17 protein-coding genes and 2 pseudogenes are annotated in these 19,845 nt (G+C 68.0%); 10 read left to right on the forward strand and 9 right to left on the reverse strand.

Going from position 1 to position 19,845, the window contains the following annotated elements; genetic code table 11:
* Window positions 1–75: 75 nt before the first annotated feature.
* Together FKV23_RS02360 and FKV23_RS02365 are read right to left on the reverse strand one after the other, a co-directional pair.
* Window positions 76–1,836 (reverse strand): endonuclease, encoded by a 1,761-nt coding sequence (locus FKV23_RS02360; protein ID WP_141622413.1) that lies wholly within the window; start codon window positions 1,834–1,836, stop codon window positions 76–78.
* Window positions 1,837–1,922: 86 nt separating this feature from the next.
* Window positions 1,923–2,345: a helix-turn-helix transcriptional regulator gene (locus tag FKV23_RS02365; RefSeq protein WP_141622414.1), complete on the reverse strand. Its 423-nt coding sequence runs from the start codon at window positions 2,343–2,345 to the stop codon at window positions 1,923–1,925.
* 546 nt (window positions 2,346–2,891) lie between these two features.
* Between FKV23_RS02365 and groES the strand changes: the two genes are divergently transcribed.
* The 3 genes and pseudogenes from groES to FKV23_RS17440 all read left to right on the forward strand — a co-directional run.
* A complete protein-coding gene (groES, locus tag FKV23_RS02370; RefSeq protein WP_141622415.1) occupies window positions 2,892–3,179 on the forward strand; it encodes a co-chaperone GroES in 288 nt (95 codons plus the stop codon).
* A 60-nt stretch (window positions 3,180–3,239) separates the two neighbouring features.
* Window positions 3,240–4,880 (forward strand): chaperonin GroEL, encoded by a 1,641-nt coding sequence (gene groL / locus FKV23_RS02375; protein WP_141622416.1) that lies wholly within the window; start codon window positions 3,240–3,242, stop codon window positions 4,878–4,880.
* Between the two features lie 189 nt (window positions 4,881–5,069).
* Window positions 5,070–5,333, forward strand: a pseudogene (locus FKV23_RS17440) (CysB family transcriptional regulator); the annotation flags it as partial.
* Here FKV23_RS17440 and FKV23_RS02380 read toward each other — a convergent pair.
* Entirely contained in the window at window positions 5,332–6,402 is a 1,071-nt protein-coding gene (locus FKV23_RS02380) for a DUF4380 domain-containing protein (protein WP_141622417.1), read from the reverse strand. The pseudogene FKV23_RS17440 and the gene FKV23_RS02380 overlap by 2 nt on opposite strands.
* Window positions 6,403–6,564: 162 nt before the next feature.
* Here FKV23_RS02380 and FKV23_RS02385 point away from each other — a divergent pair.
* The 3 genes and pseudogenes from FKV23_RS02385 to FKV23_RS02390 form a co-directional block, all read left to right on the forward strand.
* Window positions 6,565–6,888, forward strand: a pseudogene (locus FKV23_RS02385) (transposase); the annotation flags it as partial.
* An 11-nt stretch (window positions 6,889–6,899) separates the two neighbouring features.
* Window positions 6,900–7,052: a hypothetical protein gene (locus FKV23_RS17085; protein ID WP_167284905.1), complete on the forward strand. Its 153-nt coding sequence runs from the start codon at window positions 6,900–6,902 to the stop codon at window positions 7,050–7,052.
* A 72-nt stretch (window positions 7,053–7,124) separates the two neighbouring features.
* Window positions 7,125–8,684, forward strand: coding sequence for an NAD(P)/FAD-dependent oxidoreductase (locus tag FKV23_RS02390; RefSeq protein ID WP_141622419.1), 1,560 nt, complete (start codon window positions 7,125–7,127; stop codon window positions 8,682–8,684).
* Window positions 8,685–8,765: 81 nt separating this feature from the next.
* On the opposite strand, the gene FKV23_RS02395 is transcribed toward FKV23_RS02390, so the two are convergent.
* From FKV23_RS02395 to FKV23_RS02415, 5 genes are all read right to left on the reverse strand, one after another.
* Window positions 8,766–8,975: a hypothetical protein gene (locus tag FKV23_RS02395; RefSeq protein ID WP_141622420.1), complete on the reverse strand. Its 210-nt coding sequence runs from the start codon at window positions 8,973–8,975 to the stop codon at window positions 8,766–8,768.
* A gap of 96 nt (window positions 8,976–9,071) precedes the next feature.
* Complete coding sequence (locus tag FKV23_RS02400) at window positions 9,072–9,482, reverse strand: hypothetical protein (protein WP_141622421.1); 411 nt, start codon at window positions 9,480–9,482, stop codon at window positions 9,072–9,074.
* Between the two features lie 65 nt (window positions 9,483–9,547).
* Window positions 9,548–11,071 (reverse strand): hypothetical protein, encoded by a 1,524-nt coding sequence (locus FKV23_RS02405; protein ID WP_141622422.1) that lies wholly within the window; start codon window positions 11,069–11,071, stop codon window positions 9,548–9,550.
* A gap of 38 nt (window positions 11,072–11,109) precedes the next feature.
* Window positions 11,110–11,844, reverse strand: coding sequence for a hypothetical protein (locus tag FKV23_RS02410; RefSeq protein WP_141622423.1), 735 nt, complete (start codon window positions 11,842–11,844; stop codon window positions 11,110–11,112).
* Between the two features lie 9 nt (window positions 11,845–11,853).
* Window positions 11,854–12,195, reverse strand: a complete 342-nt coding sequence (locus FKV23_RS02415) for a hypothetical protein (protein WP_141622424.1) — start codon at window positions 12,193–12,195, stop codon at window positions 11,854–11,856.
* Window positions 12,196–12,809: 614 nt separating this feature from the next.
* Between FKV23_RS02415 and FKV23_RS02420 the strand changes: the two genes are divergently transcribed.
* The 3 genes from FKV23_RS02420 to FKV23_RS02430 all read left to right on the forward strand — a co-directional run bounded on the left by FKV23_RS02420 (window position 12,810) and on the right by FKV23_RS02430 (window position 18,092).
* Window positions 12,810–14,207: a S8 family serine peptidase gene (locus FKV23_RS02420; protein ID WP_208543221.1), complete on the forward strand. Its 1,398-nt coding sequence runs from the start codon at window positions 12,810–12,812 to the stop codon at window positions 14,205–14,207.
* 198 nt (window positions 14,208–14,405) lie between these two features.
* Entirely contained in the window at window positions 14,406–17,261 is a 2,856-nt protein-coding gene (glnE, locus tag FKV23_RS02425; protein ID WP_141622425.1) for a bifunctional [glutamate--ammonia ligase]-adenylyl-L-tyrosine phosphorylase/[glutamate--ammonia-ligase] adenylyltransferase, read from the forward strand.
* A 183-nt stretch (window positions 17,262–17,444) separates the two neighbouring features.
* Window positions 17,445–18,092: a LysE family translocator gene (locus FKV23_RS02430; RefSeq protein WP_208543222.1), complete on the forward strand. Its 648-nt coding sequence runs from the start codon at window positions 17,445–17,447 to the stop codon at window positions 18,090–18,092.
* Window positions 18,093–18,094: 2 nt separating this feature from the next.
* Here FKV23_RS02430 and FKV23_RS02435 read toward each other — a convergent pair whose 3' ends face one another.
* Window positions 18,095–19,078 (reverse strand): mitochondrial fission ELM1 family protein, encoded by a 984-nt coding sequence (locus tag FKV23_RS02435; protein ID WP_141622426.1) that lies wholly within the window; start codon window positions 19,076–19,078, stop codon window positions 18,095–18,097.
* Window positions 19,079–19,220: 142 nt separating this feature from the next.
* Here FKV23_RS02435 and FKV23_RS02440 point away from each other — a divergent pair, with 142 nt between their 5' ends.
* Window positions 19,221–19,808 (forward strand): malonic semialdehyde reductase, encoded by a 588-nt coding sequence (locus FKV23_RS02440; RefSeq protein WP_141622427.1) that lies wholly within the window; start codon window positions 19,221–19,223, stop codon window positions 19,806–19,808.
* Window positions 19,809–19,845: the final 37 nt, after the last annotated feature.

The following is a 19,845-nucleotide window of genomic DNA, read 5'->3' on the forward strand; positions in this document are numbered from 1 at the left end:
TCGCGCCGTCCTGCCATCGCGATGGCGGGCGAAGGGGCTGTTGCGGGGCCGGCGATGGGCCGGCCCCGCGACGGTTCAGTTCAGTTCGCAGATGGCCGGCGTGCTTGAGGTGAACAGCTCCGGCGTTGCCCATTCCGGATGGTCGATGAAGGGGTTGCGGTTGCCCTGGAAGCTGTAGATCACCTCGTTGCGGGCGCGTTCGGCGTCGTCGGGCGGATCGGCCTGGTGCCATTCCAGCAGCGTGGAGAGCAGCCCCATGTAGGCAGGCGAGCTGGAGGTGGCGACGATCAGGCTGCGGTTGTCGGTCAGCTCCAGGTCCGGCTCGGACTGGCCGCTGTTGATGTCCTGGCCGCCCTCGTAGCGGATCGCCATGTACATCACCGCACGTGCCATGTCGCCGCGGCGCTGACCCCAGACCTGGAAGCCGTCGCCCTGGACCCAGTTCGAATTGCCCGGGAACACGCCGCTGCCACCCCCTGCGCCGTTGTTGGCATCGGTCACCCGCTCGCCGCAGTTGGCCTGCGACGGGCAGTCGGAGTACGGCTTGTTGCCGCGATCCGAGTTGTAGCCGGTGTCGGTCAGGTACAGCATGTGGGTGTCGGTGTAGGGCGCGTTCGGCAGGCCGAGGTCGCCGGTGCGGCTGCCGAAGCCCAGCGAGTTGGGCCAGGTGTGCTCGCGGTTGTAGGTCGCGCCGCTGCCGGTGCCCGCGCGGTCGCTGCCCTTGGCGTAGCTGCGGTTGCGGTAGGCATCGAGGATGCGGTTCGGGTTGTTCGGGTCCTCGTCGGCGATCTCCAGGATGTTCCAGGTGCTGGTGGTTCCCGAGCCGCTGTACGGGTAGACGGTGTGGCCGCGGATGGTTTGGTGCAGCGAGCAGCGCAGCTGGCCCGGGCTGCTGGTGTTGACCTGCGCGTAGTAGTCGCCGCCGCCGCCACTGCCACTGGCGACGCTGAAGTCGACATGGGTGTCCACGACCAGGTGTGCGCCGCCGCTGTCGGTGATCTGGCTGGCGTGGATGGAGAAGGTGCAGGTTTCGCCCGCGTACAGCGCGGTGCCGGTGGTGACGGTGAAGCTGCTGCCACTGTTTGCATGCTGCAGGGCGATGGAGCCCGATTGCGCGCATTGCAGAGCGAGGGCGCCAGCGGAGAGGGTCACGCTCTCGCTGAAGGCAACCCCGAGGTCACCGGCGGCAGGGAAGTCGTTGGCGCCGTCGGCCGGCTGGGTGGCGGTGATTTCCGGTGGCGGGTTCGGCGCGACGAAACTCTGGCCGTTGTTGCAGGCGCCGAAGGTTTGCGCGGCGGCTTCGTTCCAGCTGAAGTCCGCGTAGCCGCTGCCGCTGCCGCCGAGCTGCAGCGAATGGCCGACCGGGGTGGCGCCGGATTCCGCCACTGGAAGATTGAGGCTGGTGCGCCCCTTGGCTGGACCGTCGACGGCGGTGATCGCGCCCTCGTAGCTCAGGAACTGCACCACCTGGCCGTTGCCGTCGACCAGTGCCATGCCGTCGTTGGGACCGTTCTGCAGGCCGTTGCTCGGATAGGCGAGCACGGCGATACGCACGTTGCCGCCGCAGGCGATCGTGCTGCCGGCCGGCAGCGGATCGTTGCCATAGACCTTGGCGGCCGAGGGCGAACTGCCGTTGTAGCGGTAGATCCGGTAGCCGGACAGGCTCTCGCCTGCGGTGGCGACGACCTCGATCCCTTCGCCGGTATCGGCGCCGTCGTTGTCGTAGTGGATCTCATTGATGAACACCTCGGCCAGCGCGGACGCGGGCACGAGTGCTGTGGCGAGCAACAGGGTGCTGCTGAGCAGGGCATTGCGGAGCAGGGCGCTGCGGTTCATCGGGTCGACTCCCTTCATGGCGATGAAGGTCGCAGTCTAACCACGCTTTGTGACCTGTTGTCGTGCGCCGCTTCAACGGATGCGATTCACCCCGGCCGGTCGGTTCCCGGAATGCGGCCCTCGTTGCCACGCAGGCGACCGGCGCGCTGGACCCCCAGCTGTTCGGCGATCTCCACCAGAGGCGCGCGTGCCAGTGCCGGCGTCTGGCGGAAGGCGTTCAGCAGGCGCAGTTCGAGCGGGTCGTCGACCAGCAGTGCATCGGCAGCGGCCACCGAATCCATCGCCACCTCATCGGACAGGGTCATCCGGCCGCGCCCGGTCGCCAGCCACTCGAACTGCACCTGGGTGACCAGGGCCAGTTCGCGCATGTGGCCGGTGCTGGGCGATTTGCCAAGCATGGCCTCCCAGTGACTGACGGCGCTGCGTTGTACGCCGACGGCACGAGCCACGGCGGCCTGGGATAGTCCGGCGTGGCGACGGGCCAGGCGGATGCGTTGTTGCAGGGTCATCGGCGCACCTCGGCAGGGGGGGCGGGTCTGAATCAGGCTGTGGATACCTGTAGTCGCCTAGAGATCGATAATATCCATCATCTGTCTACCAGTAGTAGCCTTTCCAGGCTCGATTTCAAATAAACCAATAAGTTGCATTGCTGGCAGGCATGGAGAGGCTACCATTATTTACCTTTTTCGGGAGTGGTCGACATAGTAAATGCGACGCGTTCCGCGCATTATTGACCCAGGCCGACACGGAGGGCCGGCATCGACACTGATGTCTGGTCAGGGGGGACGCAGGACGCGCATGCCAGGAACGGCCGACCCCGCACCATGAAAGAGCGCGTCACTTCGGGGACGCGCTCTTTCTCTATGTTCCATCCAGAGCGCTTTGTCCGGAGCGGACTTTTTCCCTTCCGGCCCTTGAAAGCCCCTCGGCCCGCCCCATCTTGTCGCAGTCCCGGCTTGCCGGGCGCTGTTCGCCCCGCCTTTGGCACTCGCATGGGGCGACTGCTAAAATCCTTCAAATTCCACTCCACAATCAATCACTTGCGTGAGGTTCTCATGAACATCAAGCCGCTCTACGACCGCGTGGTCATCAAGCGCATGGAAGAAGAAAAGATGTCCGCCGGCGGCATCGTGATTCCGGACTCGGCCACCGAGAAGCCGATCAAGGGTGAGGTCGTCGCCGTCGGCGAGGGCAAGGTGCTCGACAACGGCAACGTGCGTGCGCCGAAGGTCAAGGCCGGCGACAAGGTGCTGTTCGGCAAGTACAGCGGCACCGAGGTCAAGCTCGATGGCACCGAGTACCTGGTGGTGAAGGAAGACGACATCTTCGCGGTGCTCGGCTGATCGCGCGTCACTCCCATCCACGTTCCGACAACTTTCGAATTCTTTTTGAGGTAATCCGCAATGGCTGCCAAGGAAATCCGCTTCGGTGAAGACGCGCGTGCCAAGATGCTGCGCGGCGTCAACACGCTCGCCAACGCCGTCAAGGCCACCCTCGGCCCGAAGGGCCGCAACGTCGTGCTCGACAAGAGCTTCGGCGCCCCGACCATCACCAAGGACGGCGTCTCCGTCGCCAAGGAAATCGAACTGCAGGACAAGTTCGAGAACATGGGCGCGCAGATGGTGAAGGAAGTCGCTTCCAAGACCTCCGACAACGCCGGTGACGGCACCACCACCGCGACCGTGCTGGCCCAGGCGCTGATCCGCGAGGGCATGAAGGCGGTCGCCGCCGGCATGAACCCGATGGACCTCAAGCGCGGCATCGACAAGGCCGTGATCGGCGCCGTCGATGAGCTCAAGAAGCTCAGCAAGCCGTCGTCGACCAGCAAGGAGATCGCCCAGGTCGGCGCCATCTCCGCCAACTCCGATGCCAACATCGGCGACCTGATCGCCCAGGCGATGGACAAGGTCGGCAAGGAAGGCGTGATCACCGTCGAGGACGGTTCGGGCCTGGAGAACGAGCTCGACGTGGTCGAGGGCATGCAGTTCGACCGCGGCTATCTGTCGCCGTACTTCATCAACAACCAGCAGTCGATGCAGGCCGAGCTGGACGACCCGTACATCCTGCTGCACGACAAGAAGATCTCCAACGTGCGCGACCTGCTGCCCGTCCTCGAGGGCGTGGCCAAGGCCGGCAAGCCGCTGCTGATCATCGCCGAGGACATCGAGGGCGAGGCGCTGGCGACCCTGGTGGTCAACACCATCCGCGGCATCGTCAAGGTCTGCGCGGTCAAGGCCCCGGGCTTCGGCGACCGTCGCAAGGCGATGCTGGAGGACATGGCGATCCTCACCGGCGGCACCGTGATCTCCGAGGAAGTCGGCCTGCAGCTGGAGAAGGCCACCATCAACGACCTCGGCCGTGCCAAGAAGGTGCAGATCAGCAAGGAGAACACCACCATCATCGACGGCGCCGGCGAGACCGGCGGCATCGAGGCGCGCATCAAGCAGATCAAGGCGCAGATCGAGGAGACCTCCTCGGACTACGACCGCGAGAAGCTGCAGGAGCGCGTGGCCAAGCTGGCCGGCGGCGTGGCGGTGATCAAGGTCGGCGCTTCGACCGAGATCGAGATGAAGGAGAAGAAGGCGCGCGTCGAAGACGCCCTGCACGCGACCCGTGCGGCGGTCGAGGAAGGCATCGTGCCGGGTGGCGGCGTCGCCCTGATCCGCGCACTGGCCGCCGTCGGCGCCCTGAAGGGTGACAACGAGGACCAGAACCACGGCATCACCATCGCCCTGCGTGCGATGGAAGCCCCGCTGCGCGAGATCGTGACCAATGCCGGCGAAGAGCCGTCGGTCATCGTCAACAAGGTGAAGGAAGGCAAGGGCAGCTTCGGCTACAACGCCGCGACCGGCGAGTTCGGCGACATGCTCGAGCTGGGCATCCTGGACCCGACCAAGGTCACCCGCACCGCGCTGCAGAACGCCGCGTCGATCGCCGGGCTGATGATCACCACCGAGGCGATGGTCGCCGAGCTGCCGAAGAAGGACGAGCCGGCGATGCCGCCGGGCGGCGGCATGGGCGACATGGGCGGCATGGGCTTCTGATCCGGCTCCCAGGCAATACCGAAACAAGAAAACCCCGCCGCGAGGCGGGGTTTTTCTTTGCGCGCCCGCCACGTCGCATCCCGCGGCATTTTCCTACCCACCCGCGCACCATTGACCGACAGACGCGCCGCCCCGACTGGCGCTACTTGATCGCCAGGCCAGCGGCGCTGGTCCCGCCGGCCAGGGTCAATGGGTGCCGGGCTATTGGCGGAAATGGCGGTTGGCGTGCGCGAGGATGACGATCTGTGCATCCTGGAGGCACCGTCGCAGATTCCCGAATGCATCACCTGGGCGGTGGTGCCGCGCGGCCTTGTGTTGCGCGACTAAGCGCTGGCGTTGCTGCACGGCATCGCGCCACAGATCGACCGCCGCGATCTGCGCCGCAACCTCGAAGGCAACCTCGAAGCCGATTGGCCGGCGCCTCCGACGTGGCGCGAACTGGGCCAGCCGATCATGGTGCGACCGCGTCGGCGTCGCCCGCGGCTGGACACAGTTCGGGCGCGCGCAGGCGAGGCGCCGCGACCGTGCACAGGAACGCGGCATGCGCGGCCGGATCGTCGTCGCCGTCGTAGCGCAACACGCTCCAGCGTTCCGACGCGACCATGGTTTCGCCCGCGGCCAGCGTGCGATACGGCGCATGGACTTCGAGTTCCAGCAGGCCGGCCGCTGGATCGTCGCCGTGTTCGACGTACAGTTCGACCTGGCCGTGCTCTGCGTGGATGCGCTCGACCGGGTGGTGGTCGAAGCGGATGACCAAGGCCTGACCGGCGAAGAAGCCGGCCATCCAGCCCGTGGATGGCTGCAGGAAGACCTTGCCGCGCCGGGTATCAAGGTCCTCGGGCAACGGCGGCGACAACAGCGAGAACAGGCCGCCTTCGATCCGCCAGGCCGGTGGCGCCATGCGCTCGTGTGACTCGATGCGGACGTCGCCCGCGCCGGCGACCGGCACGTAGACCCGCATCGCCGCACTGGCGCGGGTGTTGAACCACAGGTCGCGAGAGATCGGCCGGTCGTGGATGTTGCGCGCCACCACATGCAGCACCACCGTAGCCGGGTCCTTGGAGTCGAGTTCGAACGACTTGCTTAGCCGGACGCCACTGACCGGGCTGTCGATACCGTCCAGCACCAGCTTGTCTGCGTTCTGCTCGAGCACGCGGGTGACTGCGAACGAGAGGAACGGGTCGGGTGGCCAGGGCGCGCGCGCGTCACGTCGTTCCGTATTCACGGACTGGTCGGTCCACCACTCGCTCTGCGGGCCGAGCCAGACGTCGTGCCCGAGGTGGCCGATGTCGTCCGCGTGCGCGCTGACCTCCGGATACGGTCGTGCATCGACTTCGGCCCCCACCTTCAACAGGTTGGGGGCGCCGGGCGCCGCGAAGTGCAGCACGCGGCCACCTAGCGCAGGCGTGACCTCCAGCACCGCTTCCGGCGACTGCAGGCGGATGCGTTCCGGCTGGCCGGCGAGGGCGGGCCATGCGAACAGCAGTGACAACAGCGTGGCGGTGCGGCGGCTGGGCGGCATCGATAGCGCTCACGGGCGGGTATGCGTGAACGTTACCTTAGGTGGCGCGCGGACGCTGCCGTGCGCGGTCAAGCGGCGACGCCGGCGTCGTCGTCGAAGTGCAGGCCGCATTCGCGCCGCAACCCGAAGAAGCGCGTGTCCTCCTCGCGCATGCCTTCCGCCTTGGCTTGCCAACTCCCCGAACTGGGGCGGCTCGATGGCAAGGCGATCGCCAAGCTGATCGGCGTTGCCCCGCTGGCCCGGGATAGCGGCCTGATGCGGGGCCGGCGCCATGTCTGGGGCGATCGTCATGAGATTCGCGCCGTGCTTTACATGAGCATGCTGACGGCGATCCGATATGAGCCCAGACTGCGCGACTTCTACCAAGCCCTTCGTACACGCGGCAAGGCAGCTAAAGTCGCCATCGTCGCCGCCATGCGCAAACCCCTGGTCATCCTCAATGCGCGGATGCGCGATGCATTGGTCGAGGCGCCTCAAATGAGGTGATCACAAGACAGTTGCTCTCCGACCCCTACCGGATCACCGCGCACGTGGTCGGCCGGGTGTGGCGCTACGGCCGGATCTGGTCGCGCTACGCCCAGGCGCATCGCAGCCGGCCGCTGATCCACGACCCCGGCGACGGCCCGAGCCAGGGCCCAGGCCTGGCCTGATACGCTGTTTTCACGGCGTGCCACGCACCGATCTGATTCAATCGGTGCACGCAGCCCCACAAGGACGACGCGATGCCCGAGCAACCCGATGCCGTGATCCTCGGCGGCGGACTGGCCGGCCTGAGTCTGGCGCTGCAGCTGCGCACGCGCTTCCCCGAGATCCGGGTGCTGGTGCTGGAGCGCCGCGCGCATCCGCTGCCGGTGGCCGCGCACAAGGTCGGCGAATCGACCGTCGAGATCGGCGCGCACTACTTCGCGCACACCTTGGGCCTGCGCGAGCACCTCGAGCAGGCGCACCTGCGCAAGTTCGGCTTCCGCTTCTTCTTCTCCGACGGCCGCCGCGACCTGCCCGCGGTCACCGAGCTGGGCGTGAAGCGGGTGCTGCCCACGCCCACCTACCAGATCGACCGCGGCATCTTCGAGAACTTCCTCGGCGAGGAGGCGCGCCGCCGTGGCGTCGACTTCCGCGCCGCCGCCACCGTGCGCGGCTTCGAGGTCGCCGAAGGCGACGGCCCGCACCGGGTGCGCTTCGAGGACGCCGCCGGCGAGCATCAGGTACAGGCGCGCTGGCTGTTCGACGCCTCGGGCCGCGCCGGTCTGCTCAAGCGCCGCCTGGACCTGGCCGAGCCCAACGACCACGACGCCAACGCGGTGTGGTTCCGGCTCGACCAGCGCCTGGCGCTGGACGAGTGGTGCGGCGACCCCGAATGGCACGACCTGTGCTCGCCGCCGGAGCGCTGGCGCTCGACCAACCACATGGTCGGCCCCGGCTACTGGGTGTGGCTGATCCCGCTGTCCTCGGGCGCGCACTCGGTGGGCATCGTCGCGGACGCCAAGATGCATCCGCTGGAGACGATGAACAGCTTCGAGCGCGCGCTGGAATGGCTGCACCGGCATCAGCCGCTGGTGGCCGACCACGTGGAATCCGCCCGCGACACGCTCATGGACTTCGCGTTCTTCCGCGATTTCTCCTACGGCTGCCGGCAGGTGTTCTCGCCGCGGCGCTGGGCACTGACCGGCGAGTCGGGCCTGTTCCTGGACCCGTTCTACTCCCCGGGCAGCGACTTCATCGCGATCGCCAACACCTACATCTGCGAACTGGTCGAACGCGACCGCGAGGGCGCCTCGCTGGCGCCGTACGCGCGGATCTACGAGGAACTGTACTTCTCGTTCTACCGCAACATGCTCACGCTGTACCGCGACCAGTACCCGATCTTCGGCAATGCCGAGGTGCTGCCGCTGAAGGTGCTGTGGGACTACGCCTACTACTGGGGCGTGCTGTGCCCGCTGGTGTTCCAGCAGCGCCTGGCCGACATCGGCCTGCTCGGCGAGCTGCGCCCGCAGCTGGAGCAGGCCCAGGCGCTCAACGCGCGCATGCAGCAGCTGTTCCGCGACTGGCACGAAGCCGGCGGCCACGGCAACCCGGCGGTGATGCTCGACCAGGGTGAACTGGACTGGTTCTACGAACTCAACCGCGGCCTGCACGACAGCCTCGACGACGCCGGCGTGCGCGCGCACCTGCGCGGGAACATCGAGCTGCTCGAGCGGCTCGCCGCGGCACTGGAGGAACGCGCCGGGCGGACCAGCAGCGTGGCTGGCGCGCGCCCCGCGCTGTTCGGCCAGGCGGCCTGAGGCCGCCCCGCACGCGATGGACGGACGGCCCGGGGCCGTCCGCCGGCGCCTACATGTCGCCGACGTTCTGTGAAGCATCCGCTACAACCAGCAATGATCAACAACGACGGCGACGCCCGGGTGGTCGAGATCGCCCAGCTGGCCTATCCCGGCTTCGCGCTCGACAAGGAGCAGGTGCCGCACCGCGCTGCAGAACGCCGCATCGATCGCCGGGCTGATGATCACCACCGAGGCGATGGTCGCCGAGCTGCCGAAGAAGGACGAGCCAGCGATGCCGCCGGGCGGTGGCATGGGCGGCATCGGTTTCCGAGTCCCGCTCGTTCCGCGATACGGGAAAGTTCCGCTACGGCGGACCTTTCTGCCCATCATGCCAAGCGCACCGGGTGCTCAGGGCTGGTAGCGCGAGCCCCTGACGAACTGCCGGGGCGTGATCGTCGACAACACGCAGTGGTGCGGGTTGTCATCGGTCGGGTCGCGCACGATCGTCACCTCCCGGCGCTGTTTGCGCAGGTCGCCCAGGGTCGCGACGCAGGCGTGGGGGTTGGGCAGGTTCGCGCGCAACTGGGTCCAGCCGACGTTCCTGTCGGCGCTGCAACTGACGCTGAGATTGGACATGTCCTCATCAGGGCCGGCCTTGGGCGCGGAGCCGTCGCCGATGGTTTGGGGGTCGCAGGGCGGGCCGCCGTTGTAGCCGCGCACGATTTTGGCGGCGGGGTCGCGCACCGAGTCGTCGGCGTAAACGATGCCGGTGGCGGCGAGAGCAAGGGCGAGTGCGGGCAGGGCGAAACAGCGTTTCATTCGGGGTTCTCCTGGGATCAGGGACAGGGACCGGCATCCGGCCGGCACGGACATGCGGGTGGCGCTCATAGCAGGTCCAGCAGCAAGTCGCGGTTGGCCGGAGCGATGTACTGGGACATGTCGAGTGCGGTCAGCCGCCGGTTGACGTGGCTGCGCGCGAACTCGTCGATCAGTGCGACGCAAGGGTGGGCCAGTGCCGGCGGCAGGAAATGCAGGATCGGCAGCAGCTCCCGATTGTCGATCACCCGCCAACTCGCCACGCGGTCCAGGCTGCGCACCCAGCCTGCTTCCTGGGCGTCGTCGATGCCCAGCGCCTCGTCGCCGCCCACCACGCGCACCTCCTCGCGCCGCAGCTGATCGATGTAGCGATCCTGCAGCGAGCGTTGCTCGCTGTGGCCGCTGCCGGCCTCCGCCACCAGGCGGCCCTTGGAGGTCTGTACGTCGGCAGCGGCGCCGAGCTTGAATTCGCGCACCAGCTGCTCCTGCTCCTCACTGTCCTGGTTCTCGATGAGCAGGGTCCGCACCCGTTGCCCGCCGAGGACCAAGTCGCACGGGAAGAAGTAGCCGAACCGGTGGAAGATGTTCCGATGCAGGCGCTGGTACTGCTCGCCACGGCCGCCGCGCCGGTCGCCCAGTACCTGTTCGACTGCGGCGAGCAACGCGTCGGATGCGCGCAGGTCCTCCTGCGGCTGCAGCCTCAGCCTGACCCGCGGCACGAAGGTTTCCAGCGACAGGTGGATCGTGGTGGTCTCGCTGCGACGCAGCCGTTCGAGGTCCTGGCGGAAGCTGGCGTCAAGGCCAAACCCGGCGAAGCTGCCGGACGCGTGACTGGCGTGGACGCCGCGCTCGCGCAGCACGTGCAGCGCCTGGCTCGCGGTGGCGACGAACTCGCGCCGCAGCGACCCGGGCTCGGGGAAGCGGGGGCGACGATCAGGGTGCAGGTAGGTCACCGGCGACATCGCCGAACGCGAGCCGAACTCGCGGGTGTCGAGGACGAACCTGTCGGGACCTATGGTATCGGAGGCAGGGAGATTGGGGCCGAAGCGCAAGCCGCGATCCAGACCCAGCGTCGCGAACACGATGCGGACGGTACGAAGCGGCAACGTCGCGAACACGTCCGGAGTGCCGGCCTCGACATGGGCGATCTGCGCGCGCAACGCTTCGATCAGATCCGGCGCGGCGTCACCGGGGGCGAGGCCCCAGGCGACCTCCAATGGTGTCGGTTCGGGCGCCTTGGCACGCACCGGATCGCGCGTGTCCTGCGCAGGCGCGGTGGCGGGAGGCGTTTCAGCTGGAGGCTTGATGGGCCTTTCCGGAGGAGGTTCGACGGGTGCCGGGTCCGCCGGCACGGTTGCGGCTGGCCGTGCGCGGACCCGCAAGATGCGGTCCTCGCCAATCAGATCGGCGATGGTCGTCTCCTCTTCCGCAGCCGGGTCCAGCCCGACGCGGCCGATCAGGAAGCGCTCCTCGGGCTGCAGCCCGGCGCGCTCGGCGAGCAGGGTACGCAGTTGCTGCAGGTGCTGGGCCGGGTCCACGCGCAATGCGATGTCGCGCTCGGCGGCGCCTTCGAATGTGATGGTGATTAGCATGGGGTGTCCTTGGAGTACGCGCGTCCACACTGCGCCGGTCAGTTTTCGTCGAGCACGAAGAAGTGCACGCGCAGCAGTCCGATCGGGGTCTGGTCGGGGTCGTCCTCGCGCTGCACCTGGATGCGGTCGAACCGCTGCTCGGCGGCGCCGTCGGCCCAGACCACGCCGGCCCGCACCGGGTGCTCGGCCTGCAGTGCTGCCGGGATCTGACGGGCGGCCATGGCGGCGCTCGCAGCGGCGACGCGTGGCGCCTGGCGCGGGAAGCGTGGGTGGTCGGCGGTGAAGACGCGGCCGGCGACCGGATCGAGGAACTGGTGCACTCGCCAGGTCGAGATGTCGCAGGCCCACAAGCGTTCCAGCGTTTGCAGGTCGTGCACGCCTTGCCGCGCGCGCATCAGGTCGACGGTGATCAGCCTGGCGTCGTGCTGGAAGCGGCGCACCGTCGCGTTGCGGAAGCCGGCGGCATCGGCTTGATCGACTGCATACAGCCGGTCCACCACCGGATCGGCGCCGGTGGCAATGCGGAAACCGAAGCCGGGCTCGGCCCGGGAGCGGATCTGGATCGACAGTGCAGCGCCACGGCTGACCGCGACGACGTGGGCGAAGGATCGCCCGGGCGCCGCGCTGACCTGCGCGTCGCTGAGCATCTCCAGGCGTGCACGCTCGTTACGTTGCCGTGCCTCGGCGTCGGCGACGTTGAGGCCGAAGCGGACCAGCAGGTTCTCGCCGTTGCGGAACCACTCGCTTGGCGTACCGGAAATCGAAGGGGACATGGACAGCTCCTACGCCAGTTCAACCGAGTAATGGAGGGTGGTGCCGCGAACGTTGAAGGTCGCGGTCTGGCCATTGGGCGCGTAGCGCACCATCGGGCCTTCGCGGGTCGAGCCAAGCACGGCGTGCACGCGCGGCTGGACCAGCTCGCCGACCTCCAGGCGGTCGCCGTCGAACTCCAGCTCGGACAGGTCGATGCGCCGGCTCTGGTTGATCGGGTAGTTGCCGCTGTCACCGGCGTTGCGGCCGTCGCGTTGGCGGCGGGTCTGGAAACTCATCACGAAGCCGGCGTTGTTGACGCAGGCGATGTACTGGACGTGCAGATCGACGCTTCCGGATTCGGCAGGGTTCATGCGAGGCCTCGTTGCCGTGAGTGGATGGCACATTCATCAACGCTGCAGGCGAACGCTTGTGAAGCATCGGCGCAGACCAGGTGCTAACCGATGATGTGGACGCGTGCCTCATGGGCAGGAATGCGGTTGGCGCGTCGGTGAGAGACGGCGCGGGCTGCCGACGTGCGTGGTGGCCTGCGCGTCAGCGTTGTGCCGGTCGTGGCACGCCGGGTCGGCCCAGACGGCGCGGGGGCGCCGTGTCGGCGCCCGCAGGGGTTGCCCGATCGGGCCGGCTGCTTGTTGAACCCGGCAGTTCTATTTTGCACTGCAGCGTGCATGTCAATAACGCATCCTTCACGATCAATCCCGCATCCCGACGTGGGGGAGGGAGCAGGCCCGCTACCGGTTTCGACCGGGGCGGGCTTTTTAATGCCTGAGCGTCGGGATCGGCACGGGAACGATTGCGTCACGGTCCGTCCCATGAGAGGTTGGGTCTCCACGCACGCATCGCCGGATCGTTGCCTGGGTGGCCGCTCCGGCACGGGGAATACGTGGGTTCGATGAGGCGTGACAGGGGGCGCCTTCGCGCATGCATCCGCATGCATTCATGAAGTGACTTTTCCTGGGGAGACGCAATGAAGAAACCTAACCTCCTGGCGACTGGTATCGGCCTGGCCCTTCTGGGCCTCGGCGCGTTCGCCACCGCGCAGGCCAATACCTACGTTGTCATGACCCACGGCAAGGGCCTGAACCCGGCCCAGACCACGCGCATCCAGGCCGCGGGCGGCACCGTCACTGCGCATCTGCCGCAGATCGGCGTGGCCATCGTCGAGGCCGGAAGTGACTTTGGCGTTCGCGCTGCCGGTATAAACGGCATCCGCTCGATCAGCCCGGATGTCGGAATCCAGTTCGACCAGATCGAACCGCTGGAAATTTCCGAGGCCGATTTCGTCAATCCGCCACTGGCCGCAGGCATGGATAACTTCCACAACCTGCAATGGGGCCATGCCGCGATCGACGCCGCGGGCGCGTGGAACCAGGATCAGTTCGGGGCCGGCGCGACCGTGGCCGTGCTCGACTCCGGGGTCAACTGCACCCATCCCGATCTGGCACCGAACCTGCTGCTCGACAAGGCCGCTTCCTTCGTCCCTGACGAGACGGCCTGCAATACCTCGGGCAGCAGCCACGGCACTCATGTCGCCGGCACCATCGCCGCGCCGATGACCGGTGCCGGCGCCAACAGCGGTGTGATCGGCGTGGCGCCGCAGGCCAAGGTCATCCCGGTCAAGGTGCTGTCGGCGATCACCGGCAGCGGCAGTTTCGCCGGCATCATCCAGGGCATCGTGCATGCAACCGATTCCGGCGCCAACGTGATCAACATGAGTCTCGGTGTCCGCGGTGGCATGCCGATCGGTGGCAGCGAGGTCGCCGAACTGGTCAATGCGACCGCGCGCGCGACCCGCCATGCACGTGCCAGCGGCGTGCTCGTGGTCGCCTCGGCCGGCAACGATGGCCGTGACCTCGACAAGGATTCCGGTGTCGAGATCTGCGACGATGACGACAACTGTGCACGCTACAACCTGCGCGCGTTCCCGGCGCAGTTGCCGGGCGTGCTGTCGGTGGCCGCGACCGGCCCGGAGGGTTGGGCGCTGGATCCGCTCGACACCCCGCTCGACCGTCCCGCCAGCTATTCCAACTACGGGCTGTCGGGCATCGACCTGTCGGCACCGGGCGGCGACTTCACCTATCCGGGCAACGAGAACTGCAGCTTCGTGGTGACCGCCCCGTGCTGGGCGATGGACATGGTCATCAGCACCACCCTGACCGGCTGGGGCTGGAATGCCGGTACCTCGATGGCGGCGCCGCATGTCTCCGGCGTCGCGGCGCTGGTCTACGGCAAGCATGGCGGCAACATCAACCCGTCACAGGTCGAGTCGATCCTGCGTCGCAGCGCCGATCAGCCCGGCCAGGCGGGCAAGGATCCGCATTTCGGCCATGGGCGCGTCAACGCGGCCGCCGCCGTCGGCCTCTGAGGTCCGCGTCGTGACTGCGAGGGCCGCCCGGATGGGCGGCCCTTTCTGTTTGGTCCTTCGCCCCCCGGCGCGCCGATCATCCAACGGACCAGCGCTTTCCCCACGACCAGTACAAGAGCGTACCGGCGTGCCGCGACCCGACTGCCGTTCGCCGCGAAGGCGGGGCTGGACGCGGCTCTGCCATGCCATCATCGTCGGATGAATTCGAGTGAAGCCCCGCTACCTGTTTCCGACACGGTCGCGATGTCGGTCGAGCGCGCACTGCAGCGCCTGCATGCCAGCTCACCCGAAGCACAGGCCGCGCTGGCCGATGCGACGGTCCGGATGCGGTTGTCGAAGCTGGCCTGCGCCAGCGACTTCGCGATCGCGACGCTGTGCAGGCAGCCGACGCTGCTGGCACGGCTGGCGGCCGATGCTCAGGCACCGGCCAGCGCCATGCCGGCCCTCGATGCGGAAAACCGCGGCGAATGGGAATCCCTGCTGCGACGCCATCGTGCCGCGGAGTCGACCCGACTGATCTGGCGCGACGTGCTTGGCTTCGACGATGTCGATGCGACCCTTGCAGGCACCACCCGGCTCGCCGAGGACTGCCTGCAGGCGGCGCTGGCCGCGCTGGAAGCCGAATTCGCCGGACGCCATGGCGTGTTCCGCGGCGACGACGGGCAACCGCGACGGTTGATCGTGTTCGGCCTTGGCAAGCTCGGCGGTGGCGAGCTCAATTTCAGTTCCGATGTCGATCTGGTCTACGGCTACGACCTCGACGGTGTCGTCGATCCGCTGGCCAGCGACGGCGCGCGTCCGCTCGCGGCGGAAGCGTATTTCGCCCGCCTCGGCCAGCAACTCGCGCGCCTGATCGACGAGGTCACTGCCGATGGTTTCTGCCACCGTGTCGACCTGCGTCTGCGGCCGTACGGCGGTGCCGGTCGGGTGGCCTGGTCGTTTACGGCCATGGAACAGTACTTCCAGCACGAGGGCCGCGACTGGGAGCGCTACGCATGGCAGAAGGCGCGGCCGGTAGCGGGCGACATCGAAGCCGGCGAACGCTTCCTGGTCGCGCTGCGGCCCTTCATCTACCGGCGCTACCTGGACTTCGGCGCGCTCGACGGCCTGCGCACGATGAAGGCCGCGATCGCTGCCGAGGTCGCGCGCAAGGACATGGCCGACGACATCAAGCGCGGCCCCGGCGGCATCCGCGAGATCGAGTTCCTGATCCAGTCGCTGCAACTGATCCGGGGAGGTCGCGAACCGGAGTTGCGCGGACGCGCGCTGCTGCCGTCGCTGCAGGCGCTTGTCGATGCGCGCCAGGTCGAGCCGGACGCCGCCGTCACCTTGGCTGCGGCCTACCGGTTCCTGCGCCGGCTGGAGAACCGCCTGCAGATGCTGGGCGACGCACAGGTCCACGCGTTGCCTGGTGACCCGGTTGCCCGCGAGCGCATCGCCATCGCACTGGATTTTCCCGACTGGCACGCGTTGCGAGTCGAACTGGAGCGCCAGCGTGCGATTGTCAGCGTCGAGTTCGGCGCCTTGCTGGCACCGCGCCGTGCGGTGTCGTCGCCTGGTGCATTGGCGCTTTACTGGCATGCCCTGCCCGATGCCGGTTCCACCGACATCCTGGCCGATGCCGGTTTCGATGAGGCCGGTGAGGCCGACACGCTGTTGCGCGACCTCGCCCGCAGCCCGGCCGTCTCCGGACTTTCGGACCGGGCACGTGCGCGACTGGACCGGGTGCTGCCGGCGTTGCTGCAGGGCGCTGCACGGGCCGGCCATCCGATGCTGGCACTGCGACGGCTGCTGGCGTTGCTGCACAACATCCTGCGCCGCAGCGCCTACCTGGCCCTGCTCGACGAACAGCCCGCCGCGTTGGCGCGACTGGTCGAAGTGGTGTCACAGAGCGCGTTGCTGGCCGAGCGCCTGGCCCGCTATCCGCTGTTGCTCGATGAGTTGCTCGACGCGAGGGTCTCGGGGCCGTTGCCGGACCGCTGCGAGCTGAAGGAAGCCTGCGCAGCCGTGCCCGGTGGCGATGATGCCGAGATCGTGCTGCAGGCCTTGAACGAGGTGCGGCAGACGCTCGGCTTCCGCATTGCGATGGCGTTCCGCGACAGCCGCCAGGATGCCGGGGACAGTGCCCGCCAGCTGGCCTGGCTGGCCGATGGCGTGGTCGCGCGCGTGCTCGAGCTGGCCTGGCATGAAGTCGCGTCGGCGCATGGCGAGGTACCGGCTGCGCGCTTCGTGGTGCTCGGCTACGGCAGTCTGGGCGGCGAGGAACTCGGTTTCGGTTCCGATCTCGACCTGGTGTTCCTTTACGACGCCGATCCGATGACGCCATCCAGTGGCGTGCGTCCGCTAGAGGCTTCGCGCTGGTTCGCGCGGCTGGCGCAGAAGATCGTCGCCCTGCTTGGCGTGGTTACCGCTGCCGGCCGTCTGTACGAAGTCGACGTGCGCCTGCGTCCGGACGGCGCCAAGGGACTGCTGGTCTCGAGCCTGGCCAGCTATTCGGACTACCAGCGCGAACGTGCCTGGACCTGGGAGCACCAGGCGCTGGTGCGCGCACGGGTGGTGGCCGGCGACGACGGCCTGGGCGGGGACTTCGAACGCGTCCGTGGCGAAATCCTGGCCCGCCCGCGTGATCCGGCGGCATTGTCCGCCGATGTGCTGCACATGCGCCGGCGAATGCGCGCCGAGCTCGATCGCAGCGACGCGGCGACGTCCGATTTCCGCATGTTCGACCTGAAACAGGGCGAGGGCGGGCTGGTCGATCTCGAGTTCCTGCTGCAGGCTCTGGTGCTTCGGCATGGCTTGCAGCATCCAGCGCTGCTGGCGCCACGGCACACGCCGGGCCTGATCGATGCCGCCTGCCGGGAAGGCGTGCTCGATGCGGATACCGCGACATCGCTGCACGCAGCGCACGCACACCTGCTCGAGGCCGGCCTGTCTTGCACACTCGACCGCCGTGCGCGCCGTATCCCGCGCGATGAAGCGCTCGACCGCGCACGCGAGGCGATCCGCCGCGCGGCGCGCAGCCAGGGGTTGGACTTCGGCTTCGCATCGGATTGAAGCCATGCCGCGGCGGGGTTCGGCGATGGCCCCACACCGATGCCGGGAGACGGACGTCGCAGCTCACATCGCCTGCGTACAATCGTCGCCTCCGCGTGACCGGCGCTGCGGTATCGGGCGGCGTGGGCCTCATGCCCCGCCGTGCGCCTGGGCACCTTTTCATCGCCTGACATGAGGTGCGCCGTGCCCGAGGCTTCCCATCTGCTCGCCTTTTCCCTGATCGCACTGGGCATGGTGCTGACGCCCGGCCCGAACATGCTCTACCTCATCTCGCGTTCGATCAGCCAAGGGCCGATGGCCGGGCTGGTGTCGTTGATCGGCGTGGCGTTGGGCTTCGTGTTCTACATGGTCTGTGCGGCACTCGGCATCACCGCGCTGGTGATGGCGATTCCGTATGCCTATGACGCATTGCGCATCGCTGGGGCACTGTACCTGCTGTACCTGGCCTGGCAGGCGGTGAGGCCGGGTGGGCGGTCGCCGTTCGCAGCGGTCGATGCGCAATCCCGCGCACTGCAGCATGACAGCCCACGGCGGCTGTTCCTGATGGGACTGTTCACGAATCTGCTCAATCCGAAGGCGGCGGTGCTGTACCTGTCGCTGTTGCCGCAGTTCGTCGATCCCGCGCGCGGCAGCGTGCTCGGGCAGTCGATGATGCTCGGTTTCACCCAGATCGCGATCAGCATGGCGGTGAACGCGTTGATCGTGCTGACCGCCGGTTCGGTTGCGGTGTTTCTTGCCAATCGCCCGGCCTGGCTGCGATGGCAGCGTTGGCTGATGGGTGCGGTGCTGGGCGGGCTGGCCGTGCGGATGGCGACCGAAGCGCGGCGCTGACGCTACAGGCCCAGCCGCGCCGCGACCTCGGCGGCGACGCGCGCGGCTTCACGCAGTGGCTCGACCGGATACGGCGCCATCAGCGGGTCGAGTGGACGCAGCCGGCCACGGCTGAGCAGGCTGTCGACGAAGCGGCGCGGTCGGCCTTCCACCTGCTCGATGCCGGCCGCGAACACCGGCATCTCCGTCGCGCAGGCTTCCGACAGCATGTTGACCGAGTCTGCGGTGCAGACGATGCGGTCGGCCCAGCCGAGCAGTCCGGGGTAAGGGTTCGGGCCATCGTGGTCACCGCTCCAGATCACACCCGGCAGCCAACCGAGTCGTTCGCGCATTCGCGCCACCACAGCGGGCGGAGTCCGCCGCGAAGCGGTCGCCAGCACACTGCCGCCTTCGGTCTGCACGCGATCGGCGACGCGGGTGAACAGTGTCTCGAAGGTGGCGGTGTCGAAGCTGGCATGCGCGCTTCGTCCGCCGACCAGCACCGCCGTTCGCGGTCCGGGCAGTTCGCCCAGGGCCGGGAAGTCGCGCCGTGCACTTGCCAGCCACAGGTCGTCGACCGGGTGCAGGCTGCCGAGCAGGGTGATCACGTTGCGGCCCTGCAGGCCGTCGTGTGCGGGCGCGATCACCAGGTCCCAGTGGCGGGGAGCGATGCGCGGGTCGAGGATCTGCACCGAGGCTACCCCGTGCCGGCGCAGCAGGCGGGTGGCCAGCGCGGCCTGCCGTCCGCAGCCGATCGCCAGCCCCGGCAGGACCGCCGGGCCATGCGCGAGCGCTTCGGAAAAGCCGGGTCCGAAGGCATGCCGGCTGCCGGGCAGGCGGCGGGGGGCGCACCAGCGCCAGGGCGCGCGCGCTTCCAGCGTCCAGTCGCGCGCCTCGCGCCCCAGCGCAGCCGCCAGCGCGGAGGCCTGGCGGACATTGCCGGCGTGGCCGTCGCTGAATGTCCACGTGGCGTCGCGATTTGGCGATTGAGTGCTGCTTTGTTGCACTGGCGTGGTCAATCCGTTCCGGAAGTGGCGACTGTGGGGCGATGGACGAGACTCTACACTTGCCCGTGCACATTGCGCCGCAATCCAGGTGAGTAACCTTGGCGCCGCGTGACCCGAACCTGGAACCACCACGGAGACCCTGATGTCCAGCACCCTGCCCGACGCCTCGCTCGACCAGCTGTTTCGCACCGCCCGCACCCATAACGAATTGGGCGGCCAGGTCAGCGACGAGACCCTGCGCCAGCTATACGACCTGGCCAAGTGGGGGCCGACCAGCGCCAACATGAGCCCGATGCGGCTGGTGTTCGTGAAGTCGAAGGAGGCCAAGGCCAAGCTGGGTCCGGCGCTGGACGAGGGCAACTACGCCAAGACCATGGCCGCACCGGTCACCGTGATCGTCGCCTTCGACGAGGACTTCCACGAGAAACTGCCGTACCTGTTCCCGCATACCGACGCCAAGAGCTGGTTCGAGGGCCCGCGCGAGGGCCGTCATGACGCCGCCTTCCGCAACGGCAGCCTGCAGGGCGCCTACGTACTGCTGGCCGCGCGCGCGCTGGGCCTGGACACCGGCCCGATGTCGGGCTTCGACAACGCGAAAGTCGACGAAGCGTTCTTCGCTGGCACCACGATCAAGTCCAATTTCCTGATCAACCTCGGTCACGGCGATACGGACAAGCTGTTCCCGCGCTCGCCGCGGCTGTCGTTCGACGAAGCCGCACGAATCCTCTGAGCAACGCCTCTCCGCCCCTCCACCCTGGAATCCACCG

This window comes from Lysobacter alkalisoli, from assembly GCF_006547045.1.
Classification (GTDB): domain Bacteria; phylum Pseudomonadota; class Gammaproteobacteria; order Xanthomonadales; family Xanthomonadaceae; genus Marilutibacter; species Marilutibacter alkalisoli.